Source organism: Streptomyces sp. PL-25, from assembly GCF_058344915.1.
In genome coordinates, this window is record NZ_CP136997.1 from 5,710,905 (window position 1) to 5,733,050 (window position 22,146).

Consider the following 22,146-nt stretch of genomic DNA (forward strand, 5'->3'; position numbering starts at 1 on the left):
CCGGGGACGGCGGGGCCGGGCGGCGCGGCGCGGCCGTACGGGCGCTGAGCGGGCTGTGCGTGGGGGGTGCCGCTGTCCGAGGGAGCCGGGCGAGGGTGCGAGGACGCGGGCGGCGCGGCCGGGGCGCCGGGACGGGCGGTCGTCCGGGCCTCCCCGCCGCGCCGTCAGGTTGTTTCAGCGGGACGTCAGCATGGCTTCCGCGCCGTCCAGGGAGCGTTCGACCGTGAAGCGGAAGAACTCCGTCTCCTGCGCGGCGACGGCCGCGGGGTCGGTGCTGCGGGAACGGGCCGTGGTGCCGGCCGCGGCGAGACCCGGATGCGTCTCGTCCTCGGCGAAGGCGGCCATCGCGCGCCCCATCTCGGCCCGCGCCGTGGGGAAGCTGCCCCGGTCGTCCTCGACCGCGACCAGCGTGAACGCGCAGTTGAACAGGTAGCGGTAGACCTCGGGCGCGTGCGCGCCGAACCCGGCCTTCAGCAGGACCCGGATGCCCGTGTCGATGGTGGGGAGCGCGGCGGGCACGTTCGGGCCGACGACGCACAGCCGCCGGGCCACGCCCGGGAACTCGCGCAGCACGGTGCGGCCCTCCGACATCACGGAGCGGAACCAGTCCCGCCAGGGGACGTCGTCGTCGGGCACGGGTATGCGCGAGATGACGCGGTCGGCCACGCCCATGACCACCGCCTCGCGGTCCCCGACGTGGTGGGCGATCACCCCCGGCCAGACGTCGAGGCGCGTGGCGATCTGCCGGATGGACCAGCCGTCGAGCCCGCGCTCCCCGGTCAGTTCGACCGCGGCGTCGATGATCTTCTCTGCCGTGATCGGCGGCAGACCCGCCGACGCCCGGGAGCGGCGGCGGGGAGCTGAGTCTGACATGACGAAAGACCTCACACTGGGGCGCTGTTCTGTCAGCGCTGGGATGCCAGGCGGCTCGCAAGGCAAGGTCAACACTAACCTATTAGCCACTGTCTAAGAGTCTGGTGTAGAGTCTTAGACAGTGGCTAAGAGAGGTCCTCCGGCCTCTTCGGACGCCCTGTGCGCACACCTGTGCGCGGAGGGTGGACGACCCGCCGCGGCCCGGCGGCCGGGACCTGTCTCCCCGCCTCCTGCTTCCCCTTCCCGTCCCTGTGTGCGTCCGGCGCGGGTCCATCCCTTCCCCGCCCGCGCCGGCCCCCCTCCCCGAGAGGCTCCACGCCATGCGCAAATGGATGCCGCTGCTGGCCGTGTGCCTGGGCACCTTCATGCTGCTCATCGACGTGACCATCGTGAGCGTCGCCCTGCCCCAGATGACCGACTCGCTGGACACCTCCTTCTCCGCCCTCCAGTGGGTCGTCGACGTCTACGTCCTCGTCCTCGCCGCCCTGCTGATGGCGCTCGGCTCGCTGTCCGACCTGGTCGGCGACCGGCGGGTCTACCTCGCCGGACTCACCGTCTTCGCCCTCTCCTCGCTCGCCTGCGGCCTGGCCACCAGCAGCGAGGCGCTGATCGCCGCGCGCGGGGTGCAGGGCCTGGGCGCCGCCGCCATGTTCGCCACCAACACCGCGCTCATCGCGCGCAACTACGAAGGACGCGACCGCGGTATCGCGTTCGGCATGTGGGGCGCGGTCAACGGCGCCGCCGCGGCGGCCGGACCGATCCTGGGCGGCATCCTCACCGAGCACCTCAACTGGCGCTGGATCTTCCTGGTCAACCTGCCCGTGGCCGCTGTCGCCCTCTACATCGGCGCCCGCTTCCTGGCCGGCTCGGAGACCCGTACCGACCGCCGCGTCGACCTGCCCGGCACCCTCGGCTTCACCCTCGTCGCCACGCTGCTGATCTTCGCCCTGATCCGCGCGGGCGAGGACGGCTGGGGCGCCGGCAACACCCTGGCCCTGTTCGGCGGTTCGGCGCTCGCGCTGGTCGTCTTCCTGCTGGTCGAACGCGGGCGGCGCGACCCCATGCTCGACCTCGGGCTGATGCGTACGCCGTCCTTCGCCACCCTGATGGCCGGTGCCGTCATCTTCAGTGCCGCCGCCTTCGCCAACCTGGTGTTCGTGTCGGTGTGGGCCCAGTCGGTGCTCGGCTTCAGCCCGGTCAAGGCCGGACTGATCCTCATGCCGTTCAGCGGTGTGTCCTTCCTCGCCGCGGGACTGGGCGGCCGGTTCCTGGCGAACGTGCCGCCGCAGTACCCGATCGGCGGCGGACTGCTGCTGATCGGCGGCGGTTCGTTCCTGGAGATGTTCGTCTCCGGCACCTCCGGCTGGACCGGGCTGCTGGCCGGCTTCCTGGTGGCCGGTGTCGGCGTCGGCATCGCCTCGCCGATCCTCGCCTCGGCCGCGCTGGCGGCGGCGCCACCGGACCGCGCGGGCATGGCGGGCGGTGCGGCCAACACCTTCCGGCAGCTCGGCTTCGCGCTCGGCATCCCGGCCGTCGGCACCATCCTGTCCGGCGCCGTGGCGGCCAAGCTGACCGACAGCAAGCTGTTCGCCGACGCCGACGCCGCGGCCGAGCTGGTCACCGGCGGGCAGTCCGGCGCCGTGCTCGGCGCGCTCCCCGCGCAGTCCCGCGCCGCGGCGCAGCGCGTGGTCGAGGACGCCTACGCGGCGGGCCTCGACCGGGTCTTCCTGCTCGGCGGTCTGGTGGCCGTCGTCGCCGGTGCCCTGGTGCTGCTCCTGGTACGCGGTGCCGCGGCTCCCGCGTCCGGCGGGGACCGTCCGGGCGCCCCCGGGGTCAAGGCGTCGGAGGAGGGCGTCCCGGCGGTGTGACAGACGGTTTCGGTAACTTTCCGCGTAACCGTCGGGAAAACCCGCATGACGCGTCCGGGAAAGCCCGGATTTAAAGCGGAGGGATTCGTTCCGGAAATATGCCCCTGGGATTCACTCATTGTCAGGGGGGCAAGTTCCGCGTGACGAATCCCTCCCTTTTACGCTTCGCCCACCGAACGCTCCGAGCGTGCGGTAGAGATTCTGTTGTCCGGATGTGTGCTCGAGAATGCACGTGAAGGGTGGGGGATGACTGCGGGGCGCGAGAGAGACGGCCTGCGAGCCGCTCGTATCAAGGCGGGACTGACCCAGGAAGAGGTCGCCCGCCGGGCCGGGATCAGTGTCAGGACCGTACGGCACATCGAGCGCGGCGAGGTGCACACCCCGCGCCACGACTCGCTCGACCGCCTCGCCCGCGTCGTCGGGTACGACCTGGCCGCCCACGGCCCCCGCCCCCGCGGCGGGCCCGACGAGCGGGCCGCGGCCCCCTACGAGATACGCCTGTTCGGACCGCTGACCCTGTTCCGCGCCGGACTGCCGGTGGCCGCCCCGCCCAAACTCCGCGCCCTGCTCGGCCTGCTGGCCGTCCAGCCCGACCAGGTCGTCGGGCACGAGGAGATCGCCGACGCCCTGTGGCCCGGCGACGCCCCGCCCGGATACGCCGGACTGGTCCACACCTACGCCGCCCGGCTGCGCCGCGTCTTCGGCCAGGGCACCGGCGGCCGGGGCGGCGGCCGCCGCATCGGCACCGTACGCGGCGGCTACGTCTTCAACAGCACCGGCGTCCGGCTTGACCTGCACCAGTTCGAGGAGCGCGTCGCACGGGCCGCCCGGACCGCCGGGTTCGACCCGCTCAGCGCGCTCGAACTGTACGGCCAGGCGCTGCGCGGCCGGCAGGGCCGGATCCTCCAGGACGTGCCGCAGCTGTGGCAGCACCCCGCCGTCGTCCGCGTCGCCCAGCGCCACATCGACGTGGCCAGCGACCTCGCCGACCTGGCGCTGCGGCTGAACCGCCCCGGCTACGCGGTGGAGCACCTGGTGACGGCCACCCACGAGGACCCGCTGCACGAAGGGCTCCAGGCGCGGATGATGCTCGCCCTGGCCGGGTCCGGCCGCCGGGCCGCCGCCCTGCGGCTCTTCGCCGACCTGCGCTCCCGGCTGCGCAAGGAACTGGGCGTCGAGCCGAGCGACGAGGTCTGGCGCGCCCGCCACGCCGTCATCGCCGCCGACACCCCCGAGCCGCTGCCCCAGCCCGGCGCGGCCGCCCTCGCGGCCCCGGCCGCCTGGCCGCCGCCCCAGCACCCGCGGCGCGCCCCGAAGCTGCTCTCCGCCATCGGACGCCAGCCGACCGCCGGGTCCCGGACCGCACCGCCGGGCCTGCCCCCGGCCGCGCCCGGCGGACCGCGGAACCTGCCGGGCGCCGGGTCCCGCGGCCTCCGGGCCGCGGCCGCCGCGGGGGACCGCCCGCCGGGCGCGGGGGCGCACGGCGCGCCGGCCGGGACCGCGCGGGAGCCGCTGACGGCGTATCCGCTGGACAGGCTGCCCGAGCAGGCGCCGGGCGCCTCGGGTGCTCCGGGCGCCTCGGGCGCTTCGGGCGAAGAGACCCTGGGCGCGCCCGGGGAGGTGTCCGGCGGCCACGCGCAGGACGTGTGGACCGGCCACGCGCAGGATGTGCGGACCGGCCGGGTGCGGGACGTGCCGGTCCCGGATGCGCAGGAGTCCCCGGCCTCCGGTGCGCCGGACCGGCCCTCCTCGGGTACGGCGCCCCGGCCGGCTCCGGGCACGCCGCCGGCCCGGTCCGCCGGGGGCGCGGCGCGCCGGTCGTCCCCGGGCTCTCCGGGCGGGGCGCCCCCGTCTCCCCTGGGCATGCCGGTGGCCCCGCCGTTCCCGGGCCCGGGACCCCAGCCGCCCCTGGGCTTCCCGGCCCGGCTGTCGTCCGGGACACCCGCCCAGCCGGCCGCCGGGCCGCGCCCGCAGCCCGCGCCCGGCCCGCCCTCCCACGGCCCGCTGCGGGTCATCGCGCCTCCGGCGCAACTGCCCGCGACCACGCCCTGGTTCGTCGGCCGCGACCAGCAGCTCGGCGCGCTGAACGCCCTGCTGACACGACGGCAGTCGGACACCGCCTCGGTGAGCATCGGCGTCCTGCACGGACCCCGCGAGGTCGGCAAGACCGCGCTCGCCGTCCGCTGGGCCCACCAGCGGCACGAGGCGTTCCCGGACGGCCAGCTCTACGCCGACCTCCAGGGCGGCTCCGGCCGACCGGTGCCCGCGGCGACGGTGCTCACCCGCTTCCTGCGCTCGCTCGGCGTACCCGACGCCTGGGTGCCCGGCACCTGCGAGGAGGCGGCGGCGCTGTTCCGCAGCATGGTCGCGGGCCGCCGCTTCCTCGTCCTGCTCGACGACGCCGCCGACGCCGCCCAGGTCCGCTCCCTCCTGCCCGGCACCCCCGGCAACCTCGTGCTGATCACCAGCAGGACCCCGCTGGCCGACCTCGTGACCCGCGAGGGCGCCGTGCCGATCCCCGTGGACGCGCTGTCGCCGGCCGAGGCGCACGCCCTGATCGAGGCCCGCCTCGGCGCCGAACGCACGGCCGCCGAACCCGGGGCCGTCGCCGAACTCGTCGCGGTCTGCGGCTCGCTGCCCGTGCCGTTACGCGAGGCGGCCGTGCGTCTGGCGGCCGAGCCGCGGCTGTCCCTGCGGGCCCTGGTGGACGAACTCGTCCGCACCGGCCCGGGATCCGGCCGCACCCGCCGGCCGCCGCTCGTGCCCGGCCGCTCCGGCGCCGCGCGCAACGCGGACGCCTCGTCGCGCGTCTTCGGCTGTCAGGGCTGACACGGGCGCTGACAGCGGCGCCCCAGGCTGACATCGCTATCAGTATTACCCCGCCTCCGGGGAACGCCCCAGCTCAGCGCGTGGAATACCGGAGGACGGCGCACGCCTGCCCTTTCCTCGCGGCCCCGGAAGGTTTTCCCGGGGCCGCTCGCAGTTGCCCGAAGAGGTCCGCGGTCATAGGTTCGATGTCGCGGACAGGGTCCGCCGTCCGGCCCCTTGTGGCCCTCTTAGCTCAAGAATCTACGCGCCTCCACAGGGGGCGTCCTCCGGGAATTCCACCCACCCCCGGCAACGCGCGAAAAGCCGTTCGGAGAGGATCGGAAATGGTGAAAATCACGGCCGAGGAGGCCCAGAAGTGGCTGATCGATGAGATCGCACAGCGCTTGGGCACCGACCCGTCCCAGGTCCCGCCGGACCAGTACTTCGACGAGCTGGACCTCGACAGCACCGCCGCCCTGATCATCGCGGGCGAGATGGAGAAGTGGCTCGGCTTCGAGCTGGGCACCACGGCCCTCTGGTACCACCCGACCATCGAGGCGCTCGCGGCCCACATCGCCGAGGAGTCCGAGCGGCGCACCGCCGCGGTCTGACGTCCGGAGGACGCCGGACGGCCACCGGACGCCGCGCCGGGCGCGGGTGACGGCGGGGGAGCGGGACCGGTACCGCCGCCCCGGCCTTCCCCGGCTCCTCCCGGGCCGCCACCGGCCGCCCGGGATCCGAGGGGCCACGAGGGGCCACCGACCGGGACGCCGGTCACGGGCACCACGGACCACGAGACCACGGGCCACCGCCTACGGGCCCCGGGACGGTCACCGGGACCGGTCACCGAGACCGGTCACCGGGAACCGTACGAGGCCCGGCCTCAGGCCCCCGACGGCGCCAGTCGCCCCGGCCCGCGAGTGCGGTCGCCGGGCCGGGGCGACCGGCCGCCACCCCGAACCGTCCGCCCGCCGGGCACCGGCCCCGCCCCCGGCGGGCGGACCACCGCCGCCGCCCGGCGGACGGGCGGAGCCACCGCTCCGCCCTCCGGCAGCCGGATCCGCGACAGCCGGGCCCCGGGGGCCGGACGCCCGACCCGGCCGCCCAGGCGGCCGGGCCGCAGCCCGTCCGGCCGTCGGCCACCCGTCCGTCCGCCGGCCCCGCCGGCGTACCGCCCGATCGCCAGAGCACCTGAGCACCTGAGCAACCGTCCGTCCACCGGGGCCACGCCCCTCGTCCGGTCCGTCCGCTCACCGGGACCGGCCCGTCCGTTCGCTCACCGGGGCCACGGGTCCGTCCCGTCCGGCCACCGAGCCGCGAGGGCGGTCACGCGGCCACCGGACCGCACCGCACCGCCACCGACCGACCGCCCGCCGCTCCCGACCTCCCTGTTCGCTCCAGATCCAGAGAGACTCGCCGTGAACTCTTCGCAGGAATCCGACCTCGACCGTCGGCTCGCCCGGGAACCCATCGCCATCGTCGGCCTCTCCGCGCTCTTCCCCAAGTCCAGCAATCTGCGGGAGTTCTGGTCGAACGTCGTCTCGGCCGCCGACTGCATCGACGACGTCCCCGCCGACCACTGGGACGTCGACGAGCACTACGACCCGGACCCGACCGTGCCGGACAAGACGTACGCCCGGCGCGGCGGCTTCATCCCGGACACGCCGTTCAACCCGCTGGAGTTCGGGCTGCCGCCCAACACGCTGGAGGTCACCGACGTCCTCCAGCTGCTCAGCCTGGTGGTCGCCCGCGACCTGCTGAAGGACGCCGGAGCCGACCAGGGCTGGTACGACAAGGCGCGCACCGGCGTCGTGCTCGGCATCACCGGCGCCAACCAGCTCACCCAGCCGCTCACCGCCCGCCTCCAGAGCGGTGTGCTCAAGGAGGTCGTGCGCAGCTGCGGCCTGTCCCAGCGGGACGCCGAGGAGATCGTCGCCAAGTTCCGCCTGGCCTACGCCCCGTGGGAGGAGAACTCCTTCCCCGGCATGCTCGGCAACGTCGTCGCGGGACGCATCGCCAACCGGCTCGACCTCGGCGGCATCAACATGACGATCGACGCCGCCTGCGCCAGCTCCCTGGGCGCCGTCCGCTCCGCGGTCAGCGAACTGGTCGAGCGGCGCGCCGACACCATGCTCGTCGGCGGCTGCGACGCCGAGAACACGATCTTCATGTACCTGTGCTTCAGCAAGACCCCGGCGCTGTCGAAGTCCGGGAACATCCGCCCGTTCGACAAGAACGCCGACGGCACCCTCATCGGCGAGGGCATCGGCATGCTCGCGCTGCGCCGCCTCTCCGACGCCGAGCGCGACGGCAACAAGATCTACGCCGTGCTGCGCGGCATCGGCACCTCCAGCGACGGCCGCTTCAAGTCCATCTACGCCCCCCGCAAGGAGGGCCAGATGGTCGCGCTGCGCCGCGCCTACGAGGACGCCGACTGCTCGCCGTCCAGCATCGAGCTGTTCGAGGCGCACGGCACCGGCACCGCCGTCGGCGACGCCACCGAGCTGAGCGCGCTGTCCGCGGTCGTCTCCGAGTCCACCGAGGACCGCCGCTACGCGGCCCTGGGCAGCATCAAGTCGCAGATCGGGCACACCAAGGCGGCGGCCGGCGCGGCCGGCATGATCAAGCTGTCGCTCGCCCTGCACCACAAGGTGCTGCCGCCCACCATCAACGTGGACGAGCCCAACCCGGCCATCGACTTCACCTCGGGCCCGGTCTACGTCAACACCGAGGCCCGGCCCTGGATCCGCACCCCGGAGCGGCCCAAGCGCCGCGCCGCGCTCTCCTCGTTCGGCTTCGGCGGCACCAACTTCCACGTGGTCATGGAGGAGTACGGCGACGGCGACGACCTGCGCGTCTCCTACCCGGTCGCGGCCGTGCACCTGTGGCACGCGCCCGACACCGCACAGCTCACCGAGGCGCTGGCCTCCGGCGCGCCCGCCACCGGCGGCCCGGCCCCCGAGGGCCACGCCCGCGTCGCGTTCGTCGCCCGCACCGCCGGGGAACTGGCCGACCTGCGCGCCCTCGCCCTCGGCGAACTGCGTGCCCGCCCCGACGCCGACACCTGGTCCCACCCCAAGGGCGTGTACTTCCGCCGCTCGGCCGCCGCCCAGGGCAAGGTCGCCGCGCTCTTCGCCGGACAGGGCAGCCAGTACGTCAACCCCGGCCGGACCGCCGTGATGGCGCTGCCGCCGCTGCGCGCCGCCTTCGACGCCGCCAACCGCCACTTCGAGGGCGCCGAGCCGCTGTCCCGCGTCGCCTTCCCGCCGCCCGCCTTCGGCGAGGAGGAGCGCACCGCGCAGGAGAGCGCGCTGCGGGCCACCGCGTACGCCCAGCCGGCCATCGGCGCGCTGTCCGCCGGGCAGTTCGCCTACCTCAGCGAACTCGGCTTCCGCGCCGAGGGCTTCCTCGGCCACAGCTTCGGCGAGCTGACCGCGCTGTGGGCCGCGGGCGCCCTCACCGACGAGGCGTTCCACGCGCTGGCCCGTGCCCGCGGCAGGGCGATGGCCCCGCCCGCCGACGCCGGTGCCGACACCGGCGCCATGGCCGCCCTGTCCGTCTCCGAGGCGCAGGTCACCGAACTCATCGCCGGACGCGACGGCGTGGTGGTCTGCAACCGCAACGCCCCCGACCAGATCGTCGTCGGCGGCCCCACCGCCGAGATCGACCGCCTCGTCGCCGACGCCCGCGACGCCGGACTGCGTGCCAGCAGGCTGCCCGTCTCCGCCGCCTTCCACACCCCCTTCGTCGGCCACGCCCTGGACGCCTTCCGCGCCGACCTGGAGCGCTACGAGGTGACCGCGCCCGAGGGCACGGTCCTCGCCGACACCGCGGGCGCCGCGTACGGCGACGACATCGCCGCCAACCGCGCGGTCCTCGCCGAACAGCTCATCAACCCGGTGGACTTCGCCACCCGCGTCGAGGAGCTGTACGAGGCCGGGCACCGGGTGTTCGTGGAGTTCGGCCCCAAGAACGTGCTCACCCAGCTCGTACGGCGCATCCTCGGCGACCGCGAGCACACCGCCATCGCCCTGGACGGCGGACCCGGCCGCGACGCGGACGTCGCCCTCAAGCAGGCCGTCGCCCAGCTCGCCGTGCACGGACTGCCCCTCGCGACGGCCGACCGCTATGTCGAGCCGGTGGCCGAGCAGGCCCCCGCCAAGGGCATGTCCATCCTGCTCAACGGCATCAACTACGTCTCGCCGGAGCGGAAGGCGAAGTACCGGGACGCCATCGAGAACGGCTACCGGATCGCCGTACCGACCCTGCCCGGCACCGCCGTGAACGGCACCGGCGGGACCGGCCCCGCTCACGGCGACGGTGACGGCGGCACGGGCCGCGGCGCCGCCGCCGGACCGGGCGCCGCTCCCGCGCACGCCCCGGCCGCGCCCACCCGCCTGCCCGCCCCGGCGCCCGCGCCGGTCCCGGCCGCCGTGGCGTCCGCCGCGCCCGTCCCCGCCGGAGTGACCTCCTCCGCCGCGGTGGCCGTGCGCACGCCGGGCCAGGTGGCCCCGGCCGCCACGTCCGTCGCCGCGGCGCCCGCCCCGACCCCCGCTCCCGCCTCTGCTCCCACCGTCATGGAGACAGCTCACGTGGACAGTGACCGCCTGGCCGATCTCGTGGCCGACCATCTCGCCCTGCACGACGACTATCTGAACAGCCAGTTGCAGAGCGCCGAGCGCCTGACCGGCCTCCTGGAGCGCGCCGCCGAACAGGGCCGGCTCGGACAGGTCCTGCCCGGGATCAACGCCGTCAAGGAGCACGGCCTCGACATCGGCCGCAGCCACCTGCGCGCCAACGAGATCCTGCGCGACCTGGCCGGCCTGGAGCTGGGCACCGCCGCCCCGGCCACGGCGCCCCGCCCGGTCCCGGCCCAGCCCGCCGCCCCGCGCGTCACCGCCACCCAGCCGGCCGCGCAGCCCGCGCTGCCCAGCCCGGCCCCCGCCGTCGCGGCGCCCGCCCCGGCCCCGCAGGCCCTGGCCACCGCCCCGGCCGGCAGCCCGGCCCCCGCGCCCGCCGCCCGTCCGCTGCCCGCCGCCCCGGCCCCGGCCGCCGCGCCCGCCCCGGCCCCCGCCGCGCCCGCCCCGGCCCCCGCCGCGCCCGTCGCGGACACCGCCGCTGTCGAGGCCGCGCTGCTGGACGTCGTCGGCCAGAAGACGGGTTACCCGGCGGACATGCTCGAACTGGACATGGATGTCGAGGCGGATCTGGGGATCGACTCGATCAAGCGGGTCGAGATCATGGGTGTGATGCAGGAGCGGTTCGGCGGCGGAGTGGCCGCTGGTCCGGAGCAGCTCGCCGAGCTGCGCACCCTGCGCGACATCGTCGACTTCATGGCCTCCTCGGCGTCCTCGGCTCCCGCCCCGCAGTCCCAGACCCCCGCCCCGGCCGCCGCCTCCGCCCCGGCGGTGGACGCCGCCGCTGTGGAGGCCGCGCTGCTGGAGGTCGTGGGCCAGAAGACGGGTTACCCGGCGGACATGCTCGAACTGGACATGGATGTCGAGGCGGATCTGGGGATCGACTCGATCAAGCGGGTCGAGATCATGGGTGTGATGCAGGAGCGGTTCGGCGGCGGAGTGGCCGCCGGTCCGGAGCAGTTGGCCGAGCTGCGCACGCTGCGCGACATCGTCGACTTCATGGCCTCCTCGGCGTCGTCCTCCTCCGCCCCCGCCGCGCCCGCCCCGCAGGCGCCCGCCGCCGCGGCCCCGGCCGCAGCGTCCGCTCCGGTGGCCGACGCCGCCGCTGTGGAGGGCGCGCTGCTGGAGGTCGTGGGCCAGAAGACGGGTTACCCGGCGGACATGCTGGATCTCGACATGGATGTCGAGGCGGATCTGGGGATCGACTCGATCAAGCGGGTCGAGATCATGGGTGTGATGCAGGAGCGGTTCGGCGGCGGTGTCGCCGCCGGTCCGGAGCAGTTGGCCGAGCTGCGCACCCTGCGCGACATCGTGGAGTTCATGTCCTCCTCCGCCCCCGCCGCGCCGGCCGCCCCGCAGGCGCCCGCCGCCCCCGCCCCGGCCGCAGCGTCCGCTCCGGTGGCCGACGCCGCCGCTGTGGAGGGCGCGCTGCTGGAGGTCGTGGGCCAGAAGACGGGTTACCCGGCGGACATGCTGGATCTCGACATGGATGTCGAGGCGGACCTGGGGATCGACTCGATCAAGCGGGTCGAGATCATGGGCGTCATGCAGGAGCGGTTCGGCAGCGGTGTCGCCGCCGGTCCGGAGCAGCTCGCCGAACTGCGCACCCTGCGCGACATCGTCGACTTCATGTCCGGCGCCCAGAGCGGCACCACCGCCACGGAAGGAGCCGCCGCCTCCGCCCCTTTCGGCGGTGAGTCCGAGGCCACCGGCGGCCCACGCGGCGGCATCGGCCGCGCGCAGGCCGCACTCGTCGAACTGCCCGTGCCGGACCAGCTGGTCGGCGCCTACGCCAAAGGGTCCGGCGCGCTGATCGTCGACGACGGCTCCGAGCTGGCCCCCGCGGTCGCGGCCCGGCTGACCGAGTCCGGACGGCACGTGCACGTCCTGCGGCTGCCCGGAGTGCCGCAGCGCATCAGCGGCGTCAAGGACCACGCCCTGTCCGGCTGGGGCGTCACCGAGCTCGCCGAGCGGATGGAACTCGTCCTCGCCGACCGGATCAGCCTGGTCGTCGACCTCTCCGCCGCCCACCACGACGAGTTCGCCGACGGCACCCGCCGCCTCGCGCACACCCTCCTCGTCGCCAAGCACGCGGTGGAGGCGCTGAACACCGCCGCCGACACGGGCCGCGCCGCCTTCGTCACCGCCACCCGCCTCGACGGCGCCTTCGGCCTCACCGGCGTCACCGAGGAGCACACCCCGGCCGCCGGTGTCGCCGGCCTCGTCAAGACGCTGGCCGTGGAGGCGCCGAAGCTGTTCTGCCGGGCCGTCGACCTGGCCCCGGAGCTCACCCCGGAGACCGGCGCCGCGCTGCTGCTCGCCGAGACGCAGGACGCCGCCGCCGACCTCACCCAGGCCGGACACGACGGCACCCGCCGGGTCGGACTCGGCGTCGCCGAGGTGCCGCTGCCGCTGCACCCGCTCGCCGACATCCCGGAGGTCGGCCCCGAGGACCTGTTCGTCGTCACCGGCGGCGGACGCGGCATCACCGCCTCCTGCGTCACCGAGCTGGCCGCCCGGCACCGGCCCGGACTGCTCCTGCTCGGCCGCACCCCGCTGGAGGACGAGCCCGCCTGGGCCGAGGGCGTCGACGACGCCGGGCTCAAGGCCGCCGCCGCGGCCCAGCTGAAGGCGTCGGGGGAGAAGCCCACCCCCAAGCGCGTCGAGCAGCTCTTCCGCGCCGTCACCGGCGCCCGGGAGATCCGCCGGACCCTCGCCTCGATACGCGAGGCCGGCAGCACCGCCGAGTACCTGGCCGTCGACATCACCGACGCCGCCGCCACCGCCGCCGCCCTCGCCCCGTACAAGGAGCGGGTGACCGGCCTGGTGCACGGCGCCGGGGTCCTGGCCGACCAGCTCATCGCCAACAAGAAGGCCTCCGAGATCGAGCGGGTCTTCGCGCCGAAGCTGACCGGACTGCGCGGCGTCACCGCCGCCCTGGACGCCGGACGGCTGCGCCACGTGCTGCTGTTCTCCTCGGTCGCCGGGTTCTTCGGCAACCGCGGCCAGTCCGACTACGCGATGGCCAACGAGACCCTGAACGCCTGGGCCTCCTCCTTCAAGCAGCGCCACCCCGCCGCCCGCGTCACCTCGCTGAACTGGGGCGCCTGGGACAGCGGCATGGTCTCCCCGGAGATCAAGGCGGTCTTCGAGGAGCGCGGCATCACCCTGATCCCGGTGGACACCGGAGTGAAGCTGTTCACCGAGCAGTTCGACGCCGGGCGCGCCGCCGACGTGGTGACGGTGCTCGGCCCGACGACCCCGCTGTCCGAGCCCGAGCGGCCCGCCGCCACCGGCCCGGTCACCGTCGAGCGCGGCCTGAGCACCCTCACCGCCGAGACGATCGTCACCGACCACGTCATCGGCGACGCACCGGTCCTGCCCGCTGTCGCCGCCCTGGGCTGGGCGATCGGCGCGGTCGAGCGCACCGCGGGCACCGAGGTCCGGCAACTGCGGGACTTCGCCGTCCACAAGGGCATCGTCTTCGACGGCAGCCAGCCCGCCCGGCTCGCGCTGACCTTGACGACGGCCGCCGACGGCGTCCAGGTCGACATCCGCTCCACGGACGCCAAGGGCGCCCCGCGTCCGCACTACGCGGCCGTGGCCGTCCCCGGCACCGCGCCCGCCCCGGCCACCGTCACCGGGCTGCCCGCCCTCGGCGGCGGACGCGACGCGGCCGGTTTCTACACCGACGGCACCCTCTTCCACGGTCCGGCGCTTCGCGGGGTGCGCCGGGTGCTCGCCGAGGACTCCTCGCGGCTCGTCCTCGAATGCGCCCTGCCCGAACTGCGGCCCGAGGGCGGCGCGTTCGGCGGCGCCCGGTTCGCGCCCGGCACCGCCGACCTGCTGCTCCAGGCCGGTCTGGTCTGGGTCCGGCTGGTCCAGGGCACCGCGTCCCTGCCGCTCGGCGTCGGCCGGGTCGACCTGCACCACCCGCTGCCCGACGGCGAGCCGTTCCTGATCGTGGTGGAGCCCGCCGCGGGCGGCACCTCCACCACCGCGTCGCTCACCATCACGGCCTGCGCACCCGACGGAACCGTACTGACCCGCTTCGACGGCGTCCGCGTGGTCTCGGCCCCGCAACTGGCGGCCAAGTTCATCCGCGGCTGACCTTCGCCCCGCCGCGGCGAAGCCGCACCACGCCACAGCCAGCGCAAGCGATCGGGCCGGCCCGGACGGAACCTCACCTTGCCGCCGTCCGGGCCGGCCGCCCGTCAGAAGGGACCCGAGAGCTCTCATGAGCAAGTACGCCATAGTCGGCCTCTCCTGCCTGTTCCCGGGAGCGGAGACGCCCGCCGAGTTCTGGCAGAACCTCCGCTCCGGCGCCGACAGCCGCCGCGAGGGAGGCGAGGAGGTCTTCGGCCAGCCGCCCGAGCCCCGCGACCTGGACCCCCAGCACGACATCTACTGCCGTCGCGGCGGCTTCGTCACCGACTTCGACTTCGACCCGCAGGGCTACCTGCTGGACGCCGAGCACCTCGCCGGACTCGACCGGATCTTCCACTGGTCCCTGCACGTGGCCAGGGAGGCGCTGCGCGACAGCGGACACGCCGACCGCCCCGACATCCTGGCCCGCACCGGCCTCGTCCTCGGCAACTACTCCTTCCCCACCCCGACGTCCGCCCAGGTCAGCGTGCCCCTCGTCCAGGAGGCCGTGCTGGAGGGGCTGCGCCGGGCCGGGCACCCGGCGCTCGGCGCGCTCGCCCGCGCCGAGGACCGCATCGACCGCGAGCGGCTGCACCCCGAGGACCTGAGCGTCAGCGGCTCCCCGGCCGGGGTCGCCGCCGCCGCGCTCGGCCTCGGCGGTCCCCGCTACGCCCTCGACGCGGCCTGCTCCTCCGCGCTGTACGCGCTCAAGCTGGCCTGCGACCACCTCGCCGCCGGGCAGGCCGACGTCGTCCTCGCGGGCGGTGTCTGCGCCCCCGACCCCACCCTCATCCACCTCTCCTTCGGCGACCTCAACGCCTATCCGCGCGACGGCTTCAGCCAGCCCTTCGACGCCCGCTCCGGCGGCATCCTCACCGGGCAGGGCGCCGGCATGGTCGTCGTGAGGCGGCTGGAGGACGCGCTGCGCGACGGCGACCGCATCCACGCCGTGGTCGACGGCATCGGCCTGACCAACGACGGCAGCGGCCGCCATCTGCTCGTCCCGCAGGGCGCCGGGCAGCTCGGCTCCTACCGGCTCGCCTACGAGCAGGCCGGCATCGACCCCACCACCATCGACTACCTCGAATGCCACGCCACGGGCACCCCCATCGGGGACGCCACCGAGGCCCAGTCCGTCGCCGACTTCTTCGGCGCGGCCGGCCGGATCCCGCTGATCGGGTCCGTGAAGGGCAACATCGGCCATCTGCTGACCGTCGCCGGACTCAGCAGCATGCTGAAGGTCGTCCTCGCCATGGGCGAGGGGCACATCCCGCCGACCATCGGTGTCGAGCAGCCCGTCCGCTCCAAGGACGGCCGGGTCGGCGAGGACGCCCTCGTCCGCACCGGCCGCGCCTGGCCCGAGGGCACCGGGCCGCGCCGGGCGGCGGTCTCCGCCTTCGGCTTCGGCGGCACCAACGCGCACGTCGTCCTCTCCCAGGCGGACCCGGCCGCCGGCGCCGGCAGCGCCGCCACCGCGCCGCCCGCCGAGACGCCCGTGCCCGCGCTCGACATCGCCGGACTCGGCGCCCACTTCGGCTCGTTCGACTCCGTCGACGCCTTCGAACGCGCCGTGCACACCGGCCGCGACGCCCTGGGTCCGCTGCCCGAGCGGCGCTGGCGCGGCCTCGACCAGACCCGCGGCGGCTCCCTCGAACACGGCGCGGGCGTCTCCCCGGACGCGCTGCCGCACGGCGCGTTCGTCGACGGGCTCGGCATCGACCCCATGGACCTGCGGATCCCGCCGGCCGACCTGCGCACCTACAACCTCCAGCATGCCCTGGCCATCAAGGTCGCCGACGAGGCGCTGCACGACGCCGGTTACAGCCGCGCCGTGCCCAAGGGCGAGTCCGCGCCCGCCGCGCGCCGCATCGCGGTCGTCGTCGGCATGGAGACGGAGCCCACCACCCATCTGCGGATCACCCGCTACGGCCTGGGCACCTTCGTGCGCCAGGAGTTCGCCCGCGCCGGCATCGAGGTCGACGAGGCGGAACTCGCCCGGCTGACCGCGGCGGGCCGGGACGCGGTGGTCGACCCGATCGTCGCCAACGAGGTGCTCAGCTACATCGGCAACGTCATGGCGAGCCGCATCTCCTCGCTGTGGAACCTGACCGGACCCTCCTTCACCGTCTCCTCCGACGGCTCCGCCACCGCCGAGGCCCTCCAGGTCGCCCGGCTGCTGCTGCTCGACCCGGGCATCGAAGCCGTCCTGGTCGGCGCCGTGGACCTGGCGGGCTCCGCCGAGAACCTGCTGCTGCGACCCGACGTGGTCGCCGAGGCCGGGCTCACCTTCAACGAGGGCGCGGCCGGCCGCCGGATCGGCGAGGGCGCCGGGGCGATCGTCGTCACCCGGCCCGGCGAGGCCGCAGCGCCCGTGTACGCCCGCATCGACGCGGTCGCCGTACGGCACGCGCCGCCCGTGGACGGCCGGGTGCCCGAGGCCGACGCCGACACCTACGTGGCGGCGGCCGAGGCCGCCCTCGCCGAGGCCGGCGTCACCGCCGACGACATCGGCTACATCGAGGCCCACGCGGGCGGCACCCCGGACCAGGACCGCGCCGAGATCGCCGCGCTGGCCCGGGTGTTCCCGGCGGCCGACGCCCCCGAGGCGTCCGCGGGCCCGCTCGGCCGCACCGGCCGGGTCGCGCTCGGCAGCGCCAAGGCGCAGCTCGGCGACACCGGCTGCGCGGCGACCATGGCCGGACTCATCCGCACCGTGCTCTGCCTGCACCACGGCTATGTGCCCGGCACCAGCGGCTGGCGCCGTCCGGCCGCCGCGCTCGCCGACGACTTCGCCGCCTCCGCGCTCTACGTCCCCGACGCCTCCCGCCCCTGGCTGCGGCGCACGGCCGGATCGCGCCGGTACGCGTCCGTCGGCTTCATCGGCGCGTCCGGCGCCCACGGGCACCTCACGCTCTCCGCCGAGGCCACCCGGGGCGCGCTGGTGCCCGGCGACTGGCAGCGGGCCGGCGGTCCCGTCGTCCTGCCGCTGTCCGCCGACACCTTCGACGGACTGCTCAGTGCCGTGGAGCGGCACCGCGAGCTGCTCGACGCGGGCTCCGACCCGTACGCCCTGGCCCGCGACGCGGCCCGGGAGCTGACCGGCCGCACCGTGCGGGCCGTGCTCGTCGGCCGCGACCGCGCCGAACTGGGCGCCCAGCTCGCCCTGGCCGCCCGGGACCTGCCCGCCGTGCACGCCTCGGGCGGCGAGTGGACCACCCCGGCGGGCAGCTGCTTCGCAGCCCGCCCGATCGGCCCCGAGGGCAAGGTCGCCCTGGTCTACCCGGGCGCCTTCAACTCCTACCCGGGCCTCGGCCAGGACCTGTTCCGCGCCTTCCCCGGACTGCTCGAACGCTTCGAGTCCCAGGCCGACGCGCCCGAACGCCATCTGCGGGCCGCCGCGCTCCACCCGCGCGGCCAGGCCGCCCCGGGCCGCCGGGAGCTGATGGCCCTGGAGGCCGGGCTCGGCGAGGACATCCCGTTCATGCTGGCCACCGGCACCAGCTTCGCGATCCTCTACACCGACCTGGTGCGCGACATCCTCGGCATCACCGCGCACGGCGGCTTCGGCTACAGCCTGGGCGAGTCCAGCATGCTGTTCGCCACCGGCGGCTGGCGGCCCGAGGGCCGCGACGACGCGCTGATCAGCAACACCCCCATCTTCAAGGACCGGCTGTGCGGACCGCGCCGCACGGTCCGCGAGGCATGGGGACTGCCCGAGGACACCCCGGACGCCCAGGTGTGGGCGAGCCACGTCCTGCTCACCGACGCGGACACCGTACGGGCCGCGCTGCCCCGCTACGACCGGGTGCACCTCACCCACGTCAACACGCCCGCCGAACTGGTCGTCGCCGGCGACCCGGCCCAGTGCCGCGCCCTCATCGAGGAACTGGGCTGCCCGGCCGCGCGCTCGCCCGTCAACGCGGTCATGCACTGCCCGGTGGTGGACGCCGAGTCCGAGGGCCTGGCCGGGCTCAACGACTACCCGACCGGTTCCTTCGGCGACCTCGAACTGCTCAGCGCCTACGACTACGAGGCGCTGCCCGCCCTGGACCGCGCGGAGATCGCCCGCCGCATCGCGCACACCCTGCGCTCCCCGATCGACTTCCCGCGCCTGGTGCGCGGCGCCCACGACCGCGGCTTCCGCTACTTCCTGGAGGTCGGGCCGAGCGCCACCTGCTCGCGCTGGGTCCGCGAGACCCTGGGCGAGGCGGCGCACGTCGCGGTGCCGGTCGACCGGCGCGGAGTCGCCGCCACCAAGTCGATCGCCCAGCTCGCCGCCCGGCTCACCGCCCACGGCCTGGACCTCGACCTGGCCGTGCTGCTCGGCCCGGCCGCCGAACGAGTCCCGGCCCGTCCGGCCCGCCCCGCCCGGTTCCGGGTCGGCGGCGCGGACCCGGCCCCGGCCCGGATCGCCCGCGAACTGGCCGGCGCCGCCGCGCCGCAGGTCCCGGCCGCGGTCGGCGCGACGGCCGTGCCCGGCGCGGTCTCCGTCACCTCCACGGCACCCCGCGCGGTCCCGGCCGCCGTCTCCGCCGCCCCGGCCCACGCGACGGCCCCGGCCGCTCCGGTGGGTTCGCTCACCGCTCCGGCACCCGCCGCGCACGCCGCCCCTCCGGCCGCCGCCGCTCCCGCCGCGAGCCTCGCGGGCACCGGAACGGCCGTACCGCCGTCCGCCCCGGCGCCCGCCCCGGGCCCGGCCGGAACGGGCCCGCGCGCCGGTGCCACACCCCCGTCGGCCGCCGGGTCCGCCCCGCACGCCGCGGCCGCCGTGCCGGCCCCCGCCCCCGACCCCGTCCAGCCCGTACCGCCGGAGGACTCAGCACTCATGCCCGCAGACCCGACCCTCGCCGACGCCGAGGTCATCGCCTTCGACGGCACCCCGGTCACGTACCTGCCCTGGGCACAGCACGCGCCCGGCGGCACGTCCCCGGCCGCACCGCCGCCGCAGGAGCAGCAGCCGTCCGCCCCGGCACCGGCCGCGCCGCAGCGGCCCGTCGCGCCGGCCGCCCCCACCGCGTACCAGGAGGGCACGGCCTCGGCCGCCGTCGCCGCCGACCTCGTACGCGAGATGCGCCGCCAGATGGTCGCCACCCACTCGGTGGTGATGGAGACCCAGCACATCCTCCAGTCGGCCACCCTCTCCCGGGTGGAGGCGTTCCTCGACGGGGACGCCGCGCGGCCGCAGCCGGTCCCCGAGGTGACCGTCCGGCAGGAGGCCCCGGCCGTGCCCGCCCCGGCGCCGCTGCCGGAACTGCCCGCCGTCCCGCCCGCGCCCGCCCCGCGGCAGACCGTCGCGCCCGCCCCCGCGCAGGCCGCTCCCGCCGAGCCCGCCGAGCCCGCCCGGGAGGTCAAGGAAGGCGTCATCTGGGACGAGAAGGACCTGCTGGAGTTCGCGGTCGGCTCGGTCGCCAAGGTCTTCGGACCGGAGTTCGGCGTGATCGACGGCTACGGCAAGCGCGTCCGGCTGCCCGCGCCGCCGTACCACTTCGTCAGCCGCGTCACCGCGATCGAGGGCACCACCGGCGAGTTCAAGCCCGCCACCATCACCACCGAGTACGACGTCCCCGAGGACGCCTGGTACGCGGTGGACGGCGGGGTCCCGCCGGCCGTCACCGTCGAGGCGGGCCAGTGCGACCTGCTGCTGGTCAGCTACCTCGGCATCGACTTCCGCAACAAGGGCGAGCGCGTCTACCGGCTGCTCGACAGCACCCTGATCTTCCGCGGCAACCTGCCCCGGGTGGGCCAGACCCTGCGCTACGACATCTCCATCGACCGCTTCGTCCACCAGGGCGACACCACCCTCTTCTTCTTCAGCTACAAGTGCTACGCGGACGGCGAGCTGATCCTCGAACTCCACGACGCCTGCGCCGGGTTCTTCAGCCAGGCCGAACTGGACACCCCGCTCGGCGTGGTGATGACCGAGAAGGAGAAGGCCGCCCGCGCCGCCCTGCCCCGCGGCTACTTCAAGCCCCTCGCGTACACCGACAAGAACCACCTCACCCGCGAGGACCTGGACCTGCTCGCCCAGGGCAGGCCAGGGGACGTCTTCGGCCCCGACCACGCCCAGGACCCGGGGATCAACCCGGCGCTGCGGCTGCCCGACGAGAAGCTGCGCATGGTCGACGACGTCGTCATCGACCGCAAGGGCGGCCCGCGCGGACTCGGCACGCTCAGCGCGATCAAGAAGCTCCAGCCCGACGCCTGGTACTTCACCTGCCACTTCCCGGACGACCACGTGCTGGCCGGTTCGCTGGTCGCCGAGGGCGCCGTCCAACTCCTCCAGATCTACCTGCTCCACCAGGGCCTGCACCTCACCCTGCCCGACGCCCGCTTCCAGTGCGTCACGGACACCCCCATCGAGGTCCAGGTCCGCGGCCAGATCACCCAGGCCCACGAGGAGATCCGCTACGAGGTCGAGGTGATGGAGCTGACGCTGCTGCCGCGCGCCACCGTCATCGCCGACGTCCTGATCTACCTCGGTGACAAGCCGGTCATCCGGATGAAGAACCTCGGCCTCCAGGTCCGCGAGAAGGAGGGCTCGCCCTACCGCCCCGAGGCCGGCGGGTTCCCCGAGTTCCTCGGCCGCCGCAACCGCTCCGGCGAACCGGCGATGATCAACGAACTGCACCTGGCGCACGCCGCCAAGGGCCTGCTCGACATGGCGATGGGCCCCGAGTTCGAGGTCTACCGCGACAGCCGCGCCCCCTACATCCCCAACGGCGACTTCCAGTTCGTCGACCGCGTCATGTCCCTCAAGGGCACCCGCGGCGACCTCTCGCCCGGCTCGGAGATGGTCACCGAGTACGACTCCCCGGCCGACGCCTGGTACTACGAGCAGAACTCCCACCCGCACATGCCGAACGCCGTCTACATGGAGTCCTCCCTCCAGGCGGCGATCTTCCTCGGCTACTACCTCGGCGCCACCCTGAAGAACCCCGAGGAGCAGTACGCGATCCGCAACCTCGACGGCCGCGCCACCCTCGTCAAGGACATCGACCTGCGCGGCAAGACCATCAAGCACCACTCGAAGCTGCTGATGACCAGCGCCGTCCAGGGCGCGGTGCTGCAGAACTTCAGCTACGAACTCTCCGCCGACGGCGAGGTCTTCTACACCGGCGAGTCGCTCTTCGGCTACTTCAACGCCGCCGCCCTCGCCAACCAGGTCGGCCTGGACAACGGCCAGTACGTGGCCCCCTGGATCGAGTCCGAGAAGCCGGCCGCCGACCGCGTCCGCCGCATCGAACTCCCCGAGGGCGCGCCCGCGTTCACCGACCCGGACGGCGGCCACCTGTATCTGCCCGGCGAGAAGTTCGCCCTCGTCGACCGGGTCGACCTGGTCACCGACGGCGGCCGGCACGGGAAGGGCTATCTGCACGGAAAGCGGGCCGTCCGCCCCGACGAGTGGTACTTCGACTGCCACTTCCACCGCGACCCGGTGATGCCCGGCTCGCTCGGTGTCGAGGCCGTCCTCCAGGCGCTGCGCCTGTACGTGCTGGAGCAGAACCTCGCCGAGGGCTACGCCCGGCCCCGCTTCGCCATGGCCACCGGGGTCGAGACGTCCTGGAAGTACCGCGGCCAGATCCTGCGCCACGACAAGGAGCTCTTCTTCGACGTGCACGTCAAGGAGATCCGCCGCGAGGACGACCGCCTGCTGGTCATCGCCGACGCCGACCTGTGGAAGCCGGGCCTGCGCATCTACGAACTGACCGACGTGGCCATCGAGGTCCGCCCCACCGAGGGGTGACGCCGGGGCCCGCCGTTCGGACCCCGCCGCGGACGCGGGGTCCGGCGCGGCCGGCCGTCCGCGCGGCCGG

6 protein-coding genes are annotated in these 22,146 nt (G+C 75.0%); 5 read left to right on the plus strand and 1 reads right to left on the minus strand.

Annotated elements, in window-relative coordinates; translation table 11 throughout:
- Positions 1–174 precede the first annotated feature (174 nt).
- Positions 175–873, minus strand: coding sequence for a TetR/AcrR family transcriptional regulator (locus R4Z62_RS25655; RefSeq protein ID WP_064535665.1), 699 nt, complete (start codon positions 871–873; stop codon positions 175–177).
- Positions 874–1,193: 320 nt separating this feature from the next.
- On the opposite strand from R4Z62_RS25655, the gene R4Z62_RS25660 reads away from it, so the two are divergent.
- From R4Z62_RS25660 to R4Z62_RS25680, 5 genes are all read left to right on the plus strand, one after another.
- A complete protein-coding gene (locus R4Z62_RS25660) occupies positions 1,194–2,741 on the plus strand; it encodes an MFS transporter (protein ID WP_355480325.1) in 1,548 nt (515 codons plus the stop codon).
- A gap of 246 nt (positions 2,742–2,987) precedes the next feature.
- The gene (locus R4Z62_RS25665; protein ID WP_491521000.1) at positions 2,988–5,570 is read left to right on the plus strand and encodes a BTAD domain-containing putative transcriptional regulator; all 2,583 of its coding nucleotides are present in this window, start codon (positions 2,988–2,990) and stop codon (positions 5,568–5,570) included.
- A 323-nt stretch (positions 5,571–5,893) separates the two neighbouring features.
- Positions 5,894–6,160 carry an acyl carrier protein gene (locus R4Z62_RS25670; RefSeq protein WP_018564633.1) on the plus strand — a complete coding sequence of 89 codons (267 nt, stop codon included), beginning with the start codon at positions 5,894–5,896 and terminating at the stop codon, positions 6,158–6,160.
- Between the two features lie 807 nt (positions 6,161–6,967).
- The gene (locus R4Z62_RS25675) at positions 6,968–14,296 is read left to right on the plus strand and encodes an SDR family NAD(P)-dependent oxidoreductase (protein WP_491521001.1); all 7,329 of its coding nucleotides are present in this window, start codon (positions 6,968–6,970) and stop codon (positions 14,294–14,296) included.
- A 127-nt stretch (positions 14,297–14,423) separates the two neighbouring features.
- Entirely contained in the window at positions 14,424–22,076 is a 7,653-nt protein-coding gene (locus tag R4Z62_RS25680; RefSeq protein WP_491521002.1) for a beta-ketoacyl synthase N-terminal-like domain-containing protein, read from the plus strand.
- Positions 22,077–22,146 lie beyond the last annotated feature (70 nt).

What these genes read in the sequence shown, in the direction of transcription:
- R4Z62_RS25655 (WP_064535665.1), bottom strand. Translation starts at nt 873, where the DNA reads ATGTCAGACTCAGCTCCCCGCCGCCGCTCCCGGGCGTCGGCGGGTCTG.
- R4Z62_RS25660 (WP_355480325.1), top strand. Translation starts at nt 1,194, where the DNA reads ATGCGCAAATGGATGCCGCTGCTGGCCGTGTGCCTGGGCACCTTCATG.
- R4Z62_RS25665 (WP_491521000.1), top strand. Translation starts at nt 2,988, where the DNA reads ATGACTGCGGGGCGCGAGAGAGACGGCCTGCGAGCCGCTCGTATCAAG.
- R4Z62_RS25670 (WP_018564633.1), top strand. Translation starts at nt 5,894, where the DNA reads ATGGTGAAAATCACGGCCGAGGAGGCCCAGAAGTGGCTGATCGATGAG.
- R4Z62_RS25680 (WP_491521002.1), top strand. Translation starts at nt 14,424, where the DNA reads ATGAGCAAGTACGCCATAGTCGGCCTCTCCTGCCTGTTCCCGGGAGCG.